Annotated in this window: 14 protein-coding genes, 1 tRNA gene and 1 pseudogene; 8 read left to right on the forward strand and 8 right to left on the reverse strand. The window is 50.8% G+C overall.

Going from position 1 to position 18858, the window contains the following annotated elements; all coding sequences use genetic code 11:
• Positions 1-7 precede the first annotated feature (7 nt).
• Positions 8-2176 (reverse strand): formate hydrogenlyase transcriptional activator FlhA, encoded by a 2169-nt coding sequence (gene flhA / locus DD586_RS12980; RefSeq protein ID WP_012885285.1) that lies wholly within the window; start codon positions 2174-2176, stop codon positions 8-10.
• Positions 2177-3090: 914 nt separating this feature from the next.
• On the opposite strand from flhA, the gene DD586_RS12985 reads away from it, so the two are divergent.
• Positions 3091-4380, forward strand: a complete 1290-nt coding sequence (locus tag DD586_RS12985) for a dicarboxylate/amino acid:cation symporter (RefSeq protein WP_012885286.1) — start codon at positions 3091-3093, stop codon at positions 4378-4380.
• Between the two features lie 58 nt (positions 4381-4438).
• Here the strand turns inward: DD586_RS12985 and hypT are convergent, their stop codons facing one another.
• A complete protein-coding gene (gene hypT, locus DD586_RS12990) occupies positions 4439-5332 on the reverse strand; it encodes a hypochlorite stress DNA-binding transcriptional regulator HypT (RefSeq protein WP_012885287.1) in 894 nt (297 codons plus the stop codon).
• Between the two features lie 150 nt (positions 5333-5482).
• Between hypT and cuyB the strand changes: the two genes are divergently transcribed.
• The 5 genes from cuyB to DD586_RS13015 all read left to right on the forward strand — a co-directional run bounded on the left by cuyB (position 5483) and on the right by DD586_RS13015 (position 12375).
• The gene (cuyB, locus tag DD586_RS12995; RefSeq protein WP_012885288.1) at positions 5483-6199 is read left to right on the forward strand and encodes a cysteate racemase; all 717 of its coding nucleotides are present in this window, start codon (positions 5483-5485) and stop codon (positions 6197-6199) included.
• Between the two features lie 82 nt (positions 6200-6281).
• Positions 6282-7355, forward strand: a complete 1074-nt coding sequence (locus tag DD586_RS13000; protein ID WP_012885289.1) for a LacI family DNA-binding transcriptional regulator — start codon at positions 6282-6284, stop codon at positions 7353-7355.
• Positions 7356-7543: 188 nt separating this feature from the next.
• The gene (locus DD586_RS13005; protein ID WP_012885290.1) at positions 7544-10654 is read left to right on the forward strand and encodes a beta-galactosidase; all 3111 of its coding nucleotides are present in this window, start codon (positions 7544-7546) and stop codon (positions 10652-10654) included.
• 212 nt (positions 10655-10866) lie between these two features.
• A tRNA-Asn gene (locus DD586_RS13010) sits at positions 10867-10942 on the forward strand.
• Positions 10943-11103: 161 nt separating this feature from the next.
• Positions 11104-12375: a tyrosine-type recombinase/integrase gene (locus DD586_RS13015; protein ID WP_012885291.1), complete on the forward strand. Its 1272-nt coding sequence runs from the start codon at positions 11104-11106 to the stop codon at positions 12373-12375.
• A 135-nt stretch (positions 12376-12510) separates the two neighbouring features.
• Here DD586_RS13015 and DD586_RS22295 read toward each other — a convergent pair.
• From DD586_RS22295 to DD586_RS13035, 5 genes and pseudogenes are all read right to left on the reverse strand, one after another.
• Positions 12511-12823 (reverse strand): annotated as a pseudogene (locus DD586_RS22295) (helix-turn-helix domain-containing protein).
• Between the two features lie 13 nt (positions 12824-12836).
• Positions 12837-13079, reverse strand: a complete 243-nt coding sequence (gene tatA, locus DD586_RS13020; RefSeq protein WP_012885292.1) for a Sec-independent protein translocase subunit TatA — start codon at positions 13077-13079, stop codon at positions 12837-12839.
• A gap of 147 nt (positions 13080-13226) precedes the next feature.
• Positions 13227-14303, reverse strand: coding sequence for an alpha/beta hydrolase family protein (locus DD586_RS13025; RefSeq protein ID WP_012885293.1), 1077 nt, complete (start codon positions 14301-14303; stop codon positions 13227-13229).
• Positions 14304-14365: 62 nt separating this feature from the next.
• Positions 14366-14743, reverse strand: a complete 378-nt coding sequence (locus DD586_RS13030; protein WP_012885294.1) for a DUF1330 domain-containing protein — start codon at positions 14741-14743, stop codon at positions 14366-14368.
• A gap of 190 nt (positions 14744-14933) precedes the next feature.
• The gene (locus DD586_RS13035) at positions 14934-15827 is read right to left on the reverse strand and encodes a LysR family transcriptional regulator (protein ID WP_012885295.1); all 894 of its coding nucleotides are present in this window, start codon (positions 15825-15827) and stop codon (positions 14934-14936) included.
• Between the two features lie 484 nt (positions 15828-16311).
• On the opposite strand from DD586_RS13035, the gene DD586_RS13040 reads away from it, so the two are divergent.
• Together DD586_RS13040 and DD586_RS13045 are read left to right on the forward strand one after the other, a co-directional pair.
• A complete protein-coding gene (locus DD586_RS13040) occupies positions 16312-17007 on the forward strand; it encodes a heavy metal response regulator transcription factor (protein WP_012885296.1) in 696 nt (231 codons plus the stop codon).
• Between the two features lie 8 nt (positions 17008-17015).
• Positions 17016-18404: a heavy metal sensor histidine kinase gene (locus DD586_RS13045; protein ID WP_012885297.1), complete on the forward strand. Its 1389-nt coding sequence runs from the start codon at positions 17016-17018 to the stop codon at positions 18402-18404.
• Positions 18405-18495: 91 nt separating this feature from the next.
• On the opposite strand, the gene bhsA is transcribed toward DD586_RS13045, so the two are convergent.
• Positions 18496-18750 carry a multiple stress resistance protein BhsA gene (gene bhsA, locus DD586_RS13050; RefSeq protein WP_012885298.1) on the reverse strand — a complete coding sequence of 85 codons (255 nt, stop codon included), beginning with the start codon at positions 18748-18750 and terminating at the stop codon, positions 18496-18498.
• Between the last annotated feature and the right edge of the window lie 108 nt (positions 18751-18858).

An 18858-nucleotide genomic window follows, 5' to 3' on the forward strand; every position in this document is an offset into this window, starting at 1 on the left:
GTCGTCGTTACGAAATCCCTTCAATTTCCCGGGCGGAAATCCCCATACGCTGCATACGCGACAATAATGTGGTGCGTTTAAGGCCAAGGCGTGCCGCCGCACCTTTCGGGCCTGCGACAATCCCATTGGTTTCCCGTAAAACCCGGATGATGCGCTCGCGTTCTGACTCGTCATCGGCTTCCAGCGGCCCAGGCGTAGGGTCAACCATCGGCATGATATCGTGGTGCGAGGGCTTGGGCACATCCAGCGGCGACAAATGGTGCTGGAGTTCATCCATATGCAAGTTGAGCGTGGTGCCGCGTGTCAGGATCACCGCCCGCTCCACCACATTTTCCAGTTCCCGCACGTTGCCGGGCCACGGCAAGCGACTCAACTGACGCAGCATATCGGAAGGGATACTGTCGATAGTACGGTTCATACGACGGGCTATCTTGCGGGTAAAAAACTTCACCAACAGCGGAATGTCCTCCGGCCGCTCACGCAACGGCGGAATAACGATGGGGAACACATTGAGGCGATAGTAAAGATCGCTACGGTATTCACGGTCCGCCACCATTTGTTTTAGGTCACGGTTAGTCGCGGCAATCAACCGCACATTCACCGGGATGATCTTACTGCCGCCCAACCGCTCTATTTCCCGCTCCTGTAACACCCGCAGTAACTTAGGCTGCAACTCCAGCGGAATATCCCCGACCTCATCTAAAAATAACGTGCTGTTATCCGCCAGCTCAAAGCGCCCCTGCCGCAGGCTGGTCGCGCCGGTGAACGCCCCTTTTTCATGCCCGAACAGGTCGCTTTCCAACAGGCCAGAAGGAATAGCCGCGCAATTCATTTTCACCATACGTTGTGATTTGCGCTGGCTCAGGCTATGAATAGCGCGGGCAATCAACTCTTTACCGGTGCCCGTTTCCCCCAGAATCAACACCGTGCTGTCACTGGCGGCGACCATCGCTACCTGTTCCAGTACCTGTCGAATCGCCGCGCTACGGCCGATGATCTCGCCAAACTCATCACCGCTACGCTGATGAATGTGTTCAGTCAGTTGCTCGGTCAGGTAGAAGTTTTCATGGATTAACGAATCCTTCAGCCGGGTAATCTGCTCATAGGCCAGTGCGTTATCCAACGCAATGGCGATGCGGGCGGCAATCTGCCGCAGCAGCCGCAGGTCCGCCTCGCTCACGGCAAGCGCGGTGCGATGAGCCAGCTCCAGCACACCGAGCGTGCGGTTCCCGAATACCAGCGGCAACAAACACACATGAGACAACTCACGGTCAAACCACTGACAAAGCGGACGCGGGTCTTCGGCCGCCAGACAAGTCGGCACCTCTACCAGTTGCGGCTGATGTTGCGCCATCACGCCGTCAGCCAGCGTTTGCGCTCGATCCACCTCGCCTTGTACCGTTTTCGGCGCGCCGGAAGTCGGATACACCGTGGCAAGATACTTCAGTGGGTTGCCTTGCTCTTCGCCGTCTTTCAGCACCAGTGCGATAAAATCAATACCGAAGAAGCGGTGGATCTCGCGCGACACTTCCAGCGCCAGCGCTTTCAGCTCCAGTTTGGAAATCACGGTATTGGTGACATCCACCAGAATACGCAGGTGATCCCGCTCGTGGCGCAATCGCTCTTCTTCCTGCAACACTTGCTCACGCTCACGAATATTTTCCACCACCAGTGCAACCACGCCTGCCAGCGCCTGAAAGAAATCCAGTTCGCTGTCAGTAAAGCGGCTGCCGTCGGTCTTGAGAAACTCGACCCCGCCCAGTACACGCTGGGTGCCACGCAGCGGCAACTGGCAATAGTCGCTTAATCCGGCGTAGGCGGGCAGATCGGTCAGATGGGGAAAATCGCGCTGAAAGTGTGTCCGGTCACAGTGCAGCACGGTTTGGGTGCTCCACACGACCCCGCCGGGGCCATTGGCCAGTAAAATCGCCTCTTCGCTGCACAGCGTCCGCCCGGAATCACGATCGTGGCGGTAGAAATGCATCTGGTTACGTAATGGGTCAAGCAGGATCACATTAACGCGACCAAACCGCACCACCGAGAACGACACACCGTCCAGGCACTGCAGCAGATCGGGTAGGGTGCGCTGTTGCAACAGCGACTGAGAAATTTTCAGCAAGGCATCCTGCCAGAGAATAGACAGCCGGGACGGGGAGTCTGTCAGTCGTGTCGCCATAACCACTGTAATCCAATCTCCATAGATAGTGTGGGGAAATAGTGTAAGTGCTTCACTGGTGAAATGACACGTCACCTCACCAATAGCTTGATCTGAATCGTGCTAAACCGGGGTTAGCGAGCAACAACCGGTTACCTGATGAGCGGAGATCAATGGTCAGATGGATAATAATAAGAATTATTTATAATTAAGGGTGCGAATGATGTGATTATCATCACCTTCCCTCATGGCGGCAAGTGCGTTTGCGCGTTTTCTCTTCTCTTCCCAATCGCATAAAATTCCACCACATTAAAACCCGGCCGCAACATTCCAATTACATGCAGGGAATGAAAACAACATTTGTGTTCCATTTTTACGCAATACAGGCAGGTGATTAAAATTACTGTCATTTTTATTTCATGGTCAACATCACTCTTCGTCCTGGGTCCGATTATATTTTTATAAATACGAAGGGTAATTCCTGTTTATTAATCCAACACGTTATCAATCAATAAAAGGTGCATCCTCCCTTATCAATAAATCCCCCGGTCATTATTGGTGATATTGCTGACTCCAGCCAAGATATAAGAAAAAGTTATGATTAGTACAAAAATCACCATTCCCCACAAAAAGAATTAATCATAATACATTGAAAATAATGACTTTATTGGCGATTTACCAATAACAGCCAGTTAGACTTTTCGTGATGAATAACGGGAAAATAACGTATTTTGGGCCCGATTAAGTGATGCGTTTCATTTTATTCGCAGAAAAAAAGGGAAAAGCTCGCAATTCGTTGTAATATTCGGCGCGGCAGACACAGCACCCCACAAACAAATCAGGGTACCGGCCCACGTATGTCTTACGGCATATCTGACCGCTACGCTGCAATAACACTGGTGTTGTCTGGGTACATTCATCAACATGAGGTTTATATGCAAAGGCAGAAGTTATTAATACAGATAATGCTGGCGATCGTGCTCGGTATTCTGATTGGCTGGGCATGCCACACTTATCTGGATGGCGCCCGCGCCAAAGAAGTGGCGTCGTACTTTAATATGGTTACCGATATTTTCCTGCGTCTGATCAAGATGATCATTGCACCGCTGGTATTCGCTACCCTGGTTTCCGGCCTGGCCAGTATGGGTAACTCTTCTGCCGTAGGTCGCGTTGGTCTCAAAGCCATGACCTGGTTTGTTACCGCGTCTTTCCTGTCATTGCTGATAGGTATGATGCTGGCGAACTTCTTCCAGCCGGGCACCGGCATGAACCTGGTGGCCTCGGCCAGCCACGTCACTACCGGTCTGAATACCGATGGTTTCACACTGAAGAACTTCATCAGCCATATCTTCCCGAAAAGCATTGTGGAAGCGATGGCCAACAACGAGATCCTGCAAATTCTGGTGTTCTCGCTGTTCTTCGGTTCGGCGCTGGCTTACGTCAAGCACCACAACAAACAGGCCAACTTCATTCTGTCTACCATCGAAGAGCTGGCTAAAGTGATGTTCCGCGTCACCGATTACGTGATGGCGCTGGCACCTATCGCCGTCTTTGCCGCTATCGGTTCCGCCATCACCACTCAGGGTCTGGGGCTGATCTATGACTTCGGTAAGCTGATTGGTGAGTTTTACCTGGGCCTGGCACTGCTGTGGGCGGTGTTGTTCCTGGTGGGTTACGCCTTCCTCGGCCGCTCTATTGCCGTACTGGCGCGCCTGATTCGTGAACCCACCATGCTGGCCTTCGCTACCGCCAGCAGCGAGTCCGCCTATCCGAAAACCATGGAGGCGCTGACCCGTTTCGGTGTACCGAAGAAAATCACCAGCTTCGTGCTGCCGCTGGGTTACTCCTTCAACCTTGATGGCTCTATGATGTACCAGTCATTTGCCATCCTGTTCATCGCTCAGGCCTACAATATTGATCTGAGCATGACCCAGCAAATCCTGATCCTGCTGACGCTAATGATCACCAGTAAAGGGATGGCGGGTGTCGCACGTGCTTCTGTGGTGGTGGTTGCCGCTACCCTGCCAATGTTCAACCTGCCGGAAGCCGGTATCCTGCTGATTCTGGGCATCGACCAGTTCCTGGATATGGGTCGCACCGCGACCAACGTTATCGGCAACAGTATCTCTACCGCCGTGGTAGCCAGTCTGGAAAAAGACATCACCGACGACGAAGAAGAAACCGAGCCGGAAGTGGTATTGCAGCAGGCCAGACAAGAGGCCTGATCCACGCCATACCATCACGCGTATACCACACAGACAGCGGCCATTCGGCCGCTGTTTTTTATGGCGCCGGACGAAGTGCCGTCATTGCCCGCCAGAACGATTCCGACGCCACATTCAGCCGCGCATCCAATCGATACAGATACACCTGCATCTTCATCACCGCATTATCCAGCTTCAACACGGTCAGCTCTTTGTTCGCCAACTCATCACGGATCGAATAATCCGGCAACCAGGCAATGCCGTGACCTTGCTTGACCATGCGTTTGAGTAAATCACTCATTGAGGAGACAAAACTCACGGTAAAACGCTCAGGAGTCAGCGTGGAGAGGTAGCGATTGACCTGACGGCCCATATAACTGGTATCGGTATAATTGAGTAACGGCAATGTGGCGGCACGCGCATCAAACCGCGGTTTACCGAGCGCGTCGCAGGCGCAAACCGGATATAACGTGGAATCCATAATGCGGGTATGACGAAACGGTTCTGACATCAATTCCTCGTTATAAAAAGAGAAAATGAAGTCACTGCGCCCCTCTTTAAGGTTGAGAACCGCATCATCGACATCGATGGATTCGACATAGAAGATTTTCTCTTGCACATCCGGCACGGCTTTCAGCAATTCCGGCATCACAAACACCGACAACGAATGCGCTGCGGCAATCGTTATCTTATTTTTATAGTGACTGCCGCCGTGCAATTTATGAATCTGATACTCCAGATCGTCGAGGGTATTGCGGATATGGGCATGAAAAATCTTCCCCTGCTCGGTCAGTTGCAACGGCTGTGCGCTGCGATCAAAAAGGTCAAATCCTACGGCCTCTTCCAACGCCCGAATGCGTCGGCTAAACGACGACTGAGAGATGTTCCGTGTCTCCGCCGCCAGGGTAAAGCTGCGGTGTTCCTCCAGCGCAATGAAATCATATAACCATTTGGTTTCAATATTGTTTAGCATCATCAACCGCCGTTTTGAAAACTCATTATACGCATAATACTGGTCGTGTTATGCAAAAAATACATAGAGGATGGGAATTTCGCAATTCACATTTCCGGGCGCTGTGCGATGATTTTTCCACTCCAGACTATTCGTAGTGAGGCGGGAAACGTGAACCCTGTAATCGGAATTCTTGGCGGCATGGGGCCGGGTGCCACCGTAGACGCCATGCAAAAACTTATCCGGCAGACCCCGGCGCGTAAGGATCAGGAACATATTCCAATGATCGCCGTGTCTATCCCGGATATTCCGGACCGTACCCAGTGCATTCTTAATCACAGCCCGTCGCCGCTGAAAAAGATGATTGAGTACATGAGAATTCTGGAAAACGCCGGAGCCACCTGCATCATCATTCCTTGCAATACCGCGCACTACTGGTTCGAGGATTTGAAGCGGCATACTCAGGTAGACATGATCAGCATTATTGATGCCGCCTGCCAGCAGGTTGCTGAACAGCGCGTCCATCACGTCGGTATTTTGGCAACGACCGCGACCGTGCGTGGCAATATCTACCAGCATGCGCTCAGTGGTCAGCAGGTGCGCAGCACCCTGCCTGACGATGCACAACAGCAGGCGGTCATGAACAGTATCTATGCTTATAAAGCAGGCGATTTCAGCCAGTCTCGCGCACTACTGCTGCCGGTCGTCGACTCGCTGCGCCAGCAAGGGGTAGAGAAAATCATTCTGGGTTGCACCGAGTTACCGCTGATTCTGGAGGCAGAAGTGAGCGCCACACCCGATGCCTACCTGGATGCCACCGATGCGCTGATCAAACAAACCATCGCCTGGTATTACCGGCAGGTAACGCATTCCCCCGTTGCGGCGTAATTTTTCTCTGTTGACCACGGTATGTCCAGCATTTGTTATGATAACGTCAGGTGACAATGCAGAGACCGACTAACAGAGCATCATGAAAGCAAAACCAGTAACGCTCAATGACGTAGCAGCTTACGCCGGTGTGTCATACCAAACCGTTTCCCGGGTGCTGAATCAAGCACCTCATGTATCGATACGCACGCGGGAAAAGGTGGAGCAGGCGATGGCTGCGCTCCACTACATCCCCAACCGGGTCGCACAACAACTGGCGCGCCGCAGTGCCACGACTATTGGGTTGGCGACAATTGATCTATCGCTGCATGCGCCATCCCAAATCGCCGCCGCCATCAAAACAACCGCCAGCGAATTGGGGTTCACAGTGGTGATCTCCATGTTGCGCGCTGCCGATGGTAATGACGTCCAGCGTGCCGTTAGCGAATTACTGTCACAGCGGGTAGATGGCGTGATCATCAACGTGCCGCTGGAGCAAGAGGAGGCCGAGCACATCTATCAGTTGTGTGCTGCCACACCGGCGCTGTTTCTCGACACCGCCCCCAGCGCCAACCTGCCAAGCGTAATGTTCGACCCGCAACAGGGCGCGAAGCTGGCTATCGACCATCTGGTAGAAATGGGGCACCGTCGAATCGCCCTGCTGACCGGTCCGCAAAGCTCGGTGTCGGCACGTTTGCGTTACGAGGGCTGGCAGAAAGCGCTAGCCGCCAACCTGTTAACCCCTTGTGCCATCGCCGAAGGCGACTGGAGCGCCAGTTCAGGGTATCAGCAGGCACATTTACTGCTGGCACATTCAATCCGCCCCACCGCAATCGCCGTTACCAACGACCAGATGGCGTTGGGCGTTCTGCGGGCGATTCATGAATACGGCTTGCGTGTACCGGAGCAGATTTCGGTCATCGGTTTTGACGATACCCGCGACAGCGCCTATTTCCAGCCGCCGTTAACCACCATCCGTCAGGATTTCAGACAACTGGGCCGGGAAAGCGTCAATCGGCTACTGGAGTGTCTGCAACATCCGCACACGCCAGCGCCACTGCGGTTAAAAACGACCCTGATACCACGTCAGACCACGGCGGTCTGGCGCCCTTCTACTCTGTCTCCGCAGGATGTCGCCCAGCAGTTGATTAGCCTGGCACGGCAGTTACAGCGTTAACCGTTCCCTGCGGATACCGGTTTTGTGATCGATACCACTTTCCGGCATCGCTGCACTTTACTCATACCCGGCAAGCCGCGATCCTGACAATAAAATTGTGAGCGGATAACAATTTCATTTATCCTCTCATCAACTGTTTTCAGCCATTCATTTGCAGCCAACTCAGCCAATAAAGGAAAGCCTGCTTTATGTCCACTGTTTCCGCTTATGTTCCGCTATCCGACATCTCGCTGGCGGATATTCTGGCCAGACGCGACTGGGAAAACCCGGCCTGCCCGCACATCCGTCGTCTGGATGCCCATCCGCCTTTTTCCAGCTGGCGTGACCTTAACGCGGCACGCGACGATAAGCCTTCTGACCGGCGTCAGTTACTGAATGGCGAATGGACCTTCAGCTATTTTGATCGTCCGCAAGCGGTACCGGAACAGTGGCTGACACAGGATTTAAACGATGCCGAACGGATTACCGTTCCCTCTAACTGGCAGTTAGCAGGATACGACGCGCCGATTTACACTAACGTTAAGTACCCTATTCCCGTCAACCCGCCATTCGTACCAGAAGACAACCCTACCGGGTGTTACTCGCTCACATTTTCAGTCACCCCTGATTGGCTGGCACAAGGGCAGACCCGCATCGTATTCGACGGCGTTAACTCTGCGTTTCACCTGTGGTGCAACGGTCAATGGGTCGGTTATTCTCAGGATAGCCGCCTGCCAGCGGAGTTCGACCTGACACCTTGCCTGCACGTGGGCGAAAACCGACTGGCAGTGATGGTGTTGCATTGGTCTGACGGCACCTATCTGGAAGATCAGGATATGTGGCGCATGAGCGGCATTTATCGTGATGTCTACCTGCTGCATAAACCGGTGGTACACCTGCGTGACGTGCAACTCACCACGCCGCTGCGACACAGCTACACTCAGGGGACATTGTGCGTCACTGCCCTGGCCAACCTGCCGGAAGACCAGGCTGAACACTGGCAACTGGCGGTACAGTTATGGCGGGGCGAACACCTGGTGGGAGAACAACGCAAACCGCTCGGCACCCCGGCGATAGATGAGCGCGGCGCCTATCACGACAGGCTGAGTCTGCAACTGGAAGTGGCGCAGCCCGCGTTGTGGAGCGCGGAAGAGCCCAATCTATACCGGGCGGTAGTGGCACTGGAGTGCAACGGCTCGCTGGTGGAAGCAGAAGCCTATGACGTCGGTTTTCGTGAGGTCACCATCCGTAACGGCTTGTTGCTGCTCAACGGTCAACCGCTGCTGATCCGCGGTGCTAACCGCCATGAGCACCACCCGCAGCACGGTCAAGCGATCGATGAAGCGACCATGCGGCAGGATATCCTGCTGATGAAACAGCACAACTTCAACGCGGTACGCTGCTCCCACTACCCCAATCATCCGTTGTGGTATCGGCTGTGCGACCGCTATGGCTTATACGTGGTCGATGAAGCCAATATCGAAACCCACGGCATGCAGCCGATGAGCCGCCTGTCCGACGACCCGCGCTGGTTACCCGCTTACGCCGAACGCGTCACTCGCATGGTGCAACGCGACCGCAATCACCCCTGCATTATTATCTGGTCGCTGGGAAATGAATCGGGTTACGGCCACACCCATAGCGCGCTTTATCAATGGGTGAAACAACATGATCCCACCCGACCGGTGCAATACGAGGGCGGCGGTGCCAATACGCCAGCGACCGATATTCTGTGCCCGATGTATGCCCGCGTCGATCAAGACCAGCCCTTCCCCGCCGTCCCGAAATGGTCAATCAAAAAATGGATTGGCCTGCCGGGCGAACATCGTCCGCTGATTTTGTGTGAATACGCGCACGCGATGGGCAACAGTTTTGGCGGATTTGACCGTTACTGGCAGGCATTCCGCCAGTACCCGCGTCTGCAAGGCGGCTTTGTCTGGGATTGGGTGGACCAAGCGCTGGTACGTGAACAAGACGGCAAAACACACTGGGCCTATGGCGGTGACTTTGGTGATAAACCGAACGACCGTCAGTTCTGTCTCAATGGTCTGGTATTCCCTGACCGTACACCGCACCCGGCGCTGTACGAAGCCCAGCGCGCCCAGCAATTTTTCCAGTTCAGCCACCATGACGACGCCCCGCTGACGCTGAATGTCACCAGTGAATACCTGTTCCGCCACAGTGATAATGAAGAACTGCACTGGCGCATCATGCAGGATGACGTGCAACTGGCATCAGGCCGGGTACCGCTCGATATCGCCCCCCAGGGGAGTCAGACGCTCACGTTGCTGGAACAGGTGCCAGCGCCACAGCACCACGCCGACATGTGGCTGACCGTAGAGGTGATTCAGCCGAAGGCGACCGACTGGTCACCAGCGGGTCATCGCTGCGCCTGGAATCAATGGCAGTTACCGATGCCGCTGGCACGTTCACTGCCACCTGTTCACGATGGCAAGTCTCCATCATTGAGCCAAACCGATGAGCAATTCGAAGTCACACAGGGCCAGCAGCGCTGGGTATTTAACCGTCACAGCGGCTTACTGACACAGTGGTGGCGTGATGGGCAACCCCAGTTACTCAGCCCATTGCAGGATAATGTGACACGCGCAGCACTGGATAACGACATCGGCATCAGTGAAGTCGACCGTATTGACCCGAATGCGTGGGTAGAGCGCTGGAAACTGGCCGGGCTGTACCAGTACGACACCGATTGTCAGCACATCCACGCCGACACCCTCAGCGATAGTGTACTGATCACCACCGAGCACATCAGCCACTATCAGCAACAGGTGTTATTCATCAGTCGCAAACAGTGGCAAATCGACGCCTGCGGCGTATTGAGGGTGAATGTCGAGGTCGAGATGGCTCGCCACCTGCCCTCGCCAGCTCGCATCGGCCTTTCCGTTCAACTGGCGGCAGTCAACCCGCAAGTCAGCTGGCTGGGGCTAGGCCCGCATGAAAACTACCCTGACCGCCGCCTTGCCGCGCTACACGGCCGCTGGCAGCAGCCGCTGGAGTCAATGCACACGCCATATATTTTCCCATCGGAAAACGGCCTGCGCTGCCACACCCAGGAATTGCGCTACGGCAACTGGCTTATCGAAGGGGATTTCCACTTCGGCATCGGCTGCTACAGCCAGCAACAACTGATGTCATGCACCCATCACCATCTGCTGCAACCGGAAGCCGGCACCTGGCTTAATCTGGATGGTTTCCACATGGGCGTTGGTGGTGACGATTCCTGGAGCCCTAGCGTTGCCCCAGACTTCCTGCTGACAGCCCCTCGTTACCGCTACCAGTTGCAATTGCGGTTACGGTAATTTTATCCCTCTCAACCCAGCGGGCTGGCAGCATTCTATTGCTGCCAGCCCGCTGTTTTTCCATCGCCATGCAACGAAAATGTGGCTTTGCCACCGCAATGGTGTGAAAAAAACGGCATATTGCGCATTCCCTCGCCAAACGCATCAAAAATGTGGTTTACACCTTTGACATGCGCGACGGACCCCGTTATTATGCGCCCCGTTCCAACGATTCCTCTGTAGTTCAGTCGGTAGAACGGCGGACTGTTAATCCGTATGTCACTGGTTCGAGTCCAGTCAGAGGAGCCAAATTCTTGTTTTCATGCCGCTTTGCGAATCCCTATGTGATTCAGATTCAATAAGTTAGCGTGAAAAGTCTTCCCGATGCATTTTCAGTTTTCCCTCCGCATCGGGAGAATTTGGTGGTCAGATTTGGGGTCAAGTTGGTTCGATGACGGAGTGACCCCCAAATGTCTCTTAACGACTCAAAAATCCGCAACTTAAAACCATCCGTTAAACCCTTCAAAGTTTCCGATTCTCATGGTCTGTATCTGCTGGTTAATCCAGGCGGTTCACGTCTCTGGTATCTCAAATATCGTATCAATAAAAAAGAATCCCGCCTCGGCTTAGGTGCCTATCCTGATGTCTCTCTGGCTGATGCTCGTCAACAGCGTGACGGTATCCGTAAGCTACTGGTGCAGAATATCAATCCAGCACAACAGCGCTCCGCTGAAAGAGCCACTGCGTTGCCCGAAGAAACCTTCAAGTCTGTTGCACTGAGCTGGCATAAAAGCAACAAAGCATGGTCTGAAAATCATGCCGTCCGTCTGCTCGCCAGCATGAATAACCATATTTTTCCGATCATTGGGCATCTACCTGTCTCTGAACTAAAACCACGTCATTTTATCGACCTGCTGAAAGGGATTGAGAAAAAAGGCCTGCTGGAAGTGGCGGCACGTTCCCGGCAGCATATGTGCAACATCATGCGCCATGCCGTGCATCAGGAGTTGATAGATAACAATCCGGCGGCAAATCTGGACGGTATCATCGCCCCTCCGGTTAAACGCCACTACCCAGCCCTTCCGCTGGAGCGACTATCGGAGCTGTTGACTCGTATCGGGGACTATAAGCAAGGACGAGAATTGACCCGCCTGGCAGTCTCACTCACCCTGCACCTGTTCATCCGTTCCAGCGAACTGCGTTTTGCCCATTGGTCTGAGATCGATTTCAAAAACAATATCTGGACTATTCCTGCCAATCGCGAGGCTATCCCCGGTGTTCGCTATTCCGGGCGTGGCGCTAAAATGCGCACACCGCATATCGTTCCTCTCTCCAGTCAGTCCATCACTATTCTGAAACAGATACGGGAAATATCCGGGCATCAGGAGCTGGTATTTCCCGGTGATCATAATCCGTATAAGCCGATGTGCGAAAACACGATCAACAAGGCACTGCGCCTGATGGGCTACGACACAAAAAGCGACATCTGCGGTCACGGATTCAGAGCAATGGCCTGCAGTGCGCTGATGGAATCTGGGCTGTGGGCGCAGGATGCGGTTGAACGGCAGATGAGTCATCAGGAACGCAATAGCGTTCGAGCGGCTTATATCCATAAAGCAGAATATCTCGATGCCCGTAAAGCGATGATGCAATGGTGGTCGGATTATCTGGATACCAACCGGGAAGAATATGTTGCGCCATACATTTATGCTCAACAACATGAAACGGCTGGAGCAGCCTGATCGATAGTGCTCTTAAGAGCAGGTCCTGATAAAAAAGGATCTGCTTCTAAGACGGAGAGAAAATCTTGCCTCAGCATTTCACAAAAAGTCGAGAAATGTCAGTAAATTGCTCAGACTGGATACGTGAATGAAGGTCTAATGTGGGGTAATCAACAACATAGAATTAGGGTTACTTTCTTGTAACGATGGTACTGCAAGATTAGCGTTGCGAGATCCTCATCGACAGCATAGAAATACGCTTCCGGCGCATCCAGCACCGCCGCAAACCGGCAAACCAGACCAAAACCAGGGGAGCTGACTTCCCGTGCATATGGGCTTAACGGGAACTCGACGTTTCTTTATCCAGTCCAGCAAGACAAGCGAGCTCACCCTGTTTTAATCCGGCATTCACTCGGGCGAATCTTAATCGTTTACGAATCGGGCCATTACCGACTTCGCAGATTAACAAGTGAAAGTGCTTCTCACTTGTCTTTTTTATGAATTTCGTCCGGCTGATCGTTAACATGATGATTGCTCAAAGATGGGGGGAGCTTGCTACTTTCATCAGCAGACGTAGCTTTTTCATTTTCCTCATCCATTGCTTTTTTAAAACCTTTAATCGATGCCCCTAAATCAGCACCCAAACTGCTTAATTTTTTCGTCCCAAAGAGTAAAATAATAATTGCCGCGATAATTAATAGCTGCGTGATACTAATGCCACCCATAGATACCTCATCAGTTAACTTTCCTTAATCAGGAATAATATAACTCTATATTGAACAGGGCCAGCGCGAAAACCAAAATTCACCTAGCTAATTAAATTAGCACAGGCTATTAATGATTTTGCGCTGAACTTAAATCCTGTTACTTATTCAGATATGACTATTAAACCAATCAAGCATCACTTCTGGATTTTTACCGAAATAGTTATAGCCCTGAAAACGCTGATCGGTTCCTTCTATCCAGAACAACTTTTTATCCGTGGCAGAGATCGTGTCATAAATTTCCTGCACATTGGAGGGCTTAGTCAGAAAATCATTGCGAACCTGCGCAACCAACGTTGGCACCGTGACTGCTTTAGCATATTCCATCGGCCAGACATCAGCCAGATGATAGCCGGTTCTTCTGTGGAACGCGGTATCAAATTTCTCTACGCCATTAACAATGTGTTGTGCCTCCACTGCTTTCTCAACAAACACCCTCGGCGTCACAGGTTGCAAAGCAAATAATGCTTTAACGTGTGCAAACTCTTTCGGGTGCTTGTGCATCCCCACAATCGTGGCATTTGCGCCCAAGCAACGGCTGTAAAGCGCTGTTTTCATTTTTTTCGTTTCAGAACGCGTTTTCGCATAGCGTAAAGAACCAATCACATCACGATATTCCAGTACACCATGCCCATTAACACCACCGCTTCCCAACCCGCTACGCCCATGATTACGGATATCATAAGCAATGATGTTATAGCCTGCATCGTGTAACACTTTATATTCTGGCAGGAAATTCACCTCGAAACCGCCAAAATTGGTCCAGGGTTCTAAGTGCCCAGGATAGCCATAACGATTACACGGCATAGGGTGGTTACAGATGATAAGTTTATTCGAGTTAGCGGGAATGAACCAACCTTCGACTGTGACACCATCGATGGCAGGGAAAAATATTTCCTCAAATTCCATACCATATTCGTTTGGCCATCTCAAAATAGGCGTACGAGTCGAGTGCGCCATTAAGTCAGCCAATCCGTTGATAAATGCATCGGATGCAGTATCGGCCGTAGCGTCATTCGTAGTCGTTGCGGTGGTGGCTGCAGAAGCACTCGCAGCCATCACCCCCGAAGAGACTGCAGCAACAATCGGAAGTGCAGCAAGAGACAGACCCGTTTTCAACATCTGTCGACGACTTTGTAAAAGGGACTGTTCCTGTACAGTTTTGGTATCGTTATTATGACGCATGTTAGTCTCCTTATTTCCTATCTAAACGTGAGTTGCCGTTAAACCATGGAGGCAATTGCCTTCTATTGTTTCGGCGGCACGAATCCTTCAGTAAGGATTACGGAACCTTCCGTCGATGCAATGCGAAATTTCTTGGCTGCGGTATATTCAGGGGAATTATAAAAGCGCTGTGCATCTGCAAGACTCGGGAATTCAGCAATGGCCATGACTGATTTTGGATGCCCTTCCACAGCGATTGCATTTAAATTAAAGACAGTCACGGTACCATTATATTTCGGTGCCAACGATCCGGCTGCATCCATATACTTCTGGAAACCAGCCTGATCTTTAATATCATAATTTGCGATCATATATCCGCGTGGTTGAATCTCTTGTGCGTGTCCCATGGCAGAAAATACCAAACTCATAGCAGCAATCGCACCGATAAAACATTTTTTCATTATATAAACTCCCCAGTGTGGTTATTGATGCGACGAAAATAGGTCGTCGGTAGTCGTAAATTGAGGAGAGAATAACCGGAAAAAATCGGCTCGATTAGAGGCAATAATTTGCATGCACTTAGAAAGGAATTTTATGAATAGGCCACAGTACGCAGATTCACAACCTAGTTAACTGAGAGTTCATACTCTACTAGCCTTTGTAGCGAAGTGTATCAATCAGAAGGGCGAAGGCTGGTGTATGTTGTTTTCTGCTGGGGTAGTAAAGATGGTAACCTGAGACAGGTGGACACCAGTCTTCCAATACTCGGATTAAACGCCCCGCAGTAATATGCTGAATAACATGGCTTTCGAAAGTGTAAACGAGACCCAATCCGCTTAGCGCCGCATCTTCCAACATTTCGTTATCGTTGATAATCAACGGCCCATTAACCCGCACCTCCAGCGCATCCCCCTCCTTCTCAAACTCCCAAGCATAAATACCGCCGCCTGAACTCTGCCGGTAGCTGATGCAGCGGTGCTCACTCAACTCACGTGGCGTCTTGGGGGTATTTCGTGCAGCAAAGTAGGACGCAGAACCAACAACGGCCATACGAATATCAGGGCTGATCTTGACTGCGATCATGTCTTTGTGCACCTGCTCTCCCATGCGAATACCAGCGTCAAACCGACCAGCAACAATATCAGTCAGACCTTCGTTAACACTGATCTCGACCATGATATCTGGGTAATCGTGTAAGAATGGAGTCAGTGCTGGCAGGAGTACCGTTCTGGCGGCATGTCGAAACGTGGTGATACGGATAGTCCCTGCGGGCTTGCCTCGCTGGGAACTGAGGGCCGCAATTTCATGGTTGATATGTTCAAATGCTGGTTTTAACGCATGGAGTAGTCGCTCCCCTGCATCCGTTAGCGATAAGCTACGGGTGGTTCGGGAGAGTAGGCGTGTATCAAGACGCTGCTCAAGCATGCGTACTGTGTAGCTCAGTGCCGACTGTGACAGTCCAAGTTTTGCAGCTGCTCGCGTAAAGCTACCCTCTTCAGCTACAGCAATAAAGACGGCAAAATCACTAAAATCACCTTTTTTCATTGAAACATCCTACCTCAGTAAGCCGACATGATGATCTACACTGAAACAAAATTTTTAGGTATATCAAATTTTGTATATTTTATTGTAAATTGTGCCATATTCTCAATTGCATTCAAAAATAAATAGGCTCATAGAAAAGACATTATAATCAATCATCTAAAAGATTGGTTTTATCTCTTTTCATTATTCTCATGATTCACTAGGTTCTGTTGAAATAGGCAATAATTAAATCAAATCTGGCAATGCGATTCCTTTTTATCACCGCATACTGTTACATCATCAGCTACTGAATATTCTCTCGTTTCAGAGCAAATCATTATCTGCCTGCAACAGGAAGTCACCCTCTTACCTTTACTTGAATTGGGTACATCTTAACCTGGCTGTCATAAATGTCAGGGGACAGTCAGGCTGGCGTTGGATTGAGGCATTTATACTGTGGAAAAACGCAGATAGGTGCAAAAATAACATGATAGAGACAGGTAACATGCGATTACTACTGGTTGAAGATGAGGAGAAAACCTCATCTTATATCTACCGAGCGCTAAGCGAACTAGGCTATATGGTCGATATAGCTGCCGACGGGATAGAAGGTTTACATCTCGCGGTTCAGTACGACTATGACGCCATAATTCTGGACGTTATGCTGCCGGGAAAAGATGGATACTCAGTACTGGAAGGATTACGCCTCCATAAACAAACACCAGTGCTAATGCTATCAGCTCGCGGCTCAGTCGATGAGCGCGTGAAAGGATTACGGCATGGGGCTGACGATTATTTGTCAAAGCCCTTTTCTTTAATTGAGCTTGTCGCTCGGATTCAGGCGCTACTGCGTCGCCGAGTCAGTGACGGTGCAGATGTCACACAGCTACATATCGATGATATGCATCTCGATCTTCTGGCAAGACGCGTAACTCGTGCAGGGCAACGTCTGGAACTGACAGCTAAAGAATTCGCGTTACTGAGCCTGCTAGCACGACATCAAGGCGAGATACTGTCGAAAATGATGATTGCCGAGCAGGTATGGGATATGAATTTCGATAGCGATGCCAATGTGGTAGAGGTGGCTGTCAAGCGACTAAGAGCCAAAGTGGACACCCCCTATACAGTGAAACTGCTCCATACCGTCAGGGGAATGGGCTATGTGTTAGAAAATCGCCCCACGCCTCAAGCTGATCAATGAGCTACACCATGACGAAACTCTCTATATCCATCCGCCTAGCGCTGATGTTCGCCTTGGCTGCTATGGTGATCGTTTCCGGCTACGCCGTCCTACTCCACAACTCTTTGCATGAATCGTTGCGTAACCAAATGCATAAAGAGTTGCAATTTCGCCACTCGCTAATCGCCCCCTATTTAACCTCGCTAACCACGCCAAAAGACTGGCAAATGATTCAGGCTAAATTCGACAATCTCATTCAAGTCGAAGGTGGGAAAGCACAATATTGGATCCTCAGTGAGGATCCCCGCTATCGCATAGGTTCCCCACTCCCAAGTGGCGTCAATTGGGCACAATTAAAAAGTGGTTTTACCAAAATGCCCGACAACGAAGATACCCGCTCATTTTACCTATTGATTACCGATATCCCCTCGCGTGATGAACGTCCAGCTCTGCGTTCCGCAGTAGCGATTGATTCCACCCCTTACTTGGGTACGCTAAACGAATTTACTCGAGTATTAATCATTATCACCGTGGTAGGTGTACTGTTAGTTGCGGTGTTGGGTTTCGTTATTGCGCGTATTGGCATGCGGCCAGTTAACTACCTAAGCAGACAGGCACATACCCTTGCCCCTGGAGACAATAGCCGTCGCCTTGATACCGTAGCTCTCCCAGTTGAACTGCAAAAACTCGCAACCTCATTCAACGGTGTTCTTGCCCGTCAGGAGGTAGCCTGGAAACAGCTAGAAAGTTTTAACGCTGATGTCGCCCACGAATTACGGACACCACTAACCAATCTTATTGGCCAAACTCAACTTGGACTATCGCGAGAGCGTACCTCCCGCGAGTGGGAGGATTTACTCCAGTCTAACCTCGAAGAACTTGAGCGAATGACCTCGATTGTCAATGACATGCTATTTCTTTCTCATGCTCAGGCTGGCCAGTTTGCGAAGCAATTAACTAAAATATCTCTACGCGAGGAAACGTTAAAAACTGCGGAATACGTGGAACCTTCCTTTGCCGAAAAAGCACTCACCCTCCGTATTGATGGTGACGTATTGGTTCAAGTCGATCGTAGACTTTTTCATCGTTCCCTCGCCAATTTATTAGAAAATAGCGCACGGCACGCTCCAGAAAACAGCGAAGTAACAGTAACAATTGAAAAGATTGGTGAGTTGGCTTATATAGCCGTCGCTAACGTAGGCGAGCCTATTGCAGATACGCATTTGAAACGTCTGTTTGAACGTTTTTATCGTGTAGACGCCTCCCGTTCGCGCAGCGATATGCATCATGGACTGGGCCTCTCGATCGTCCGCGCTATCTCGTTAATGCATCACGGGGATGTATTTGCTAAAAGCAAAGATGGCATCAATACATTCGGTTTTTCTCTATCCATTGCTCCACACGAAAAAGAGAAGTAAAAGAGATTTTACATTGTAAGCACCAACAATATAAAGGCGATAACTAATGTCATCGCCTTTATATTATACATTTTTAATAGAGATATACGAACTATCGATAAATGACTGCCACGCCATATAGTCTATTATCGCCATGGGCAGAAATAATTCTGTAAGCACTAGCCCCAGCCTTACTTGCTTTATCAGCAACTTTATTCTCCAGATCATCCAGCGTAGAAGCGCTACGCACTGAAACAACGCCAATCTTTGTTAAGCCCTCATCCGAGGTCACGCTCTTAGCAGCAAAGGCACTGGTTGAAATAGAGAGAATGACACATGCAGAAAGGATACATTTAATACGATTCATATAACCACCTTAATAAATTCACTATTCCAAGAAAACCTATTTAACGCAGCCATAATATGATCGCGTACCTGACATACGTATGACCATCCGATAACATTTTTGTCAGGA

The organism is Dickeya parazeae Ech586 (genome assembly GCF_000025065.1).
Lineage (GTDB): Bacteria > Pseudomonadota > Gammaproteobacteria > Enterobacterales > Enterobacteriaceae > Dickeya > Dickeya zeae.

What these genes read in the sequence shown, in the direction of transcription:
- DD586_RS12985 (WP_012885286.1), top strand. Translation starts at nt 3,091, where the DNA reads ATGCAAAGGCAGAAGTTATTAATACAGATAATGCTGGCGATCGTGCTC.
- DD586_RS13045 (WP_012885297.1), top strand. Translation starts at nt 17,016, where the DNA reads ATGACGAAACTCTCTATATCCATCCGCCTAGCGCTGATGTTCGCCTTG.
- DD586_RS13040 (WP_012885296.1), top strand. Translation starts at nt 16,312, where the DNA reads ATGCGATTACTACTGGTTGAAGATGAGGAGAAAACCTCATCTTATATC.
- DD586_RS13030 (WP_012885294.1), bottom strand. Translation starts at nt 14,743, where the DNA reads ATGAAAAAATGTTTTATCGGTGCGATTGCTGCTATGAGTTTGGTATTT.
- DD586_RS13005 (WP_012885290.1), top strand. Translation starts at nt 7,544, where the DNA reads ATGTCCACTGTTTCCGCTTATGTTCCGCTATCCGACATCTCGCTGGCG.
- flhA (WP_012885285.1), bottom strand. Translation starts at nt 2,176, where the DNA reads ATGGCGACACGACTGACAGACTCCCCGTCCCGGCTGTCTATTCTCTGG.
- hypT (WP_012885287.1), bottom strand. Translation starts at nt 5,332, where the DNA reads ATGCTAAACAATATTGAAACCAAATGGTTATATGATTTCATTGCGCTG.
- bhsA (WP_012885298.1), bottom strand. Translation starts at nt 18,750, where the DNA reads ATGAATCGTATTAAATGTATCCTTTCTGCATGTGTCATTCTCTCTATT.
- DD586_RS13035 (WP_012885295.1), bottom strand. Translation starts at nt 15,827, where the DNA reads ATGAAAAAAGGTGATTTTAGTGATTTTGCCGTCTTTATTGCTGTAGCT.
- DD586_RS13015 (WP_012885291.1), top strand. Translation starts at nt 11,104, where the DNA reads ATGTCTCTTAACGACTCAAAAATCCGCAACTTAAAACCATCCGTTAAA.
- DD586_RS13000 (WP_012885289.1), top strand. Translation starts at nt 6,282, where the DNA reads ATGAAAGCAAAACCAGTAACGCTCAATGACGTAGCAGCTTACGCCGGT.
- tatA (WP_012885292.1), bottom strand. Translation starts at nt 13,079, where the DNA reads ATGGGTGGCATTAGTATCACGCAGCTATTAATTATCGCGGCAATTATT.
- DD586_RS13025 (WP_012885293.1), bottom strand. Translation starts at nt 14,303, where the DNA reads ATGCGTCATAATAACGATACCAAAACTGTACAGGAACAGTCCCTTTTA.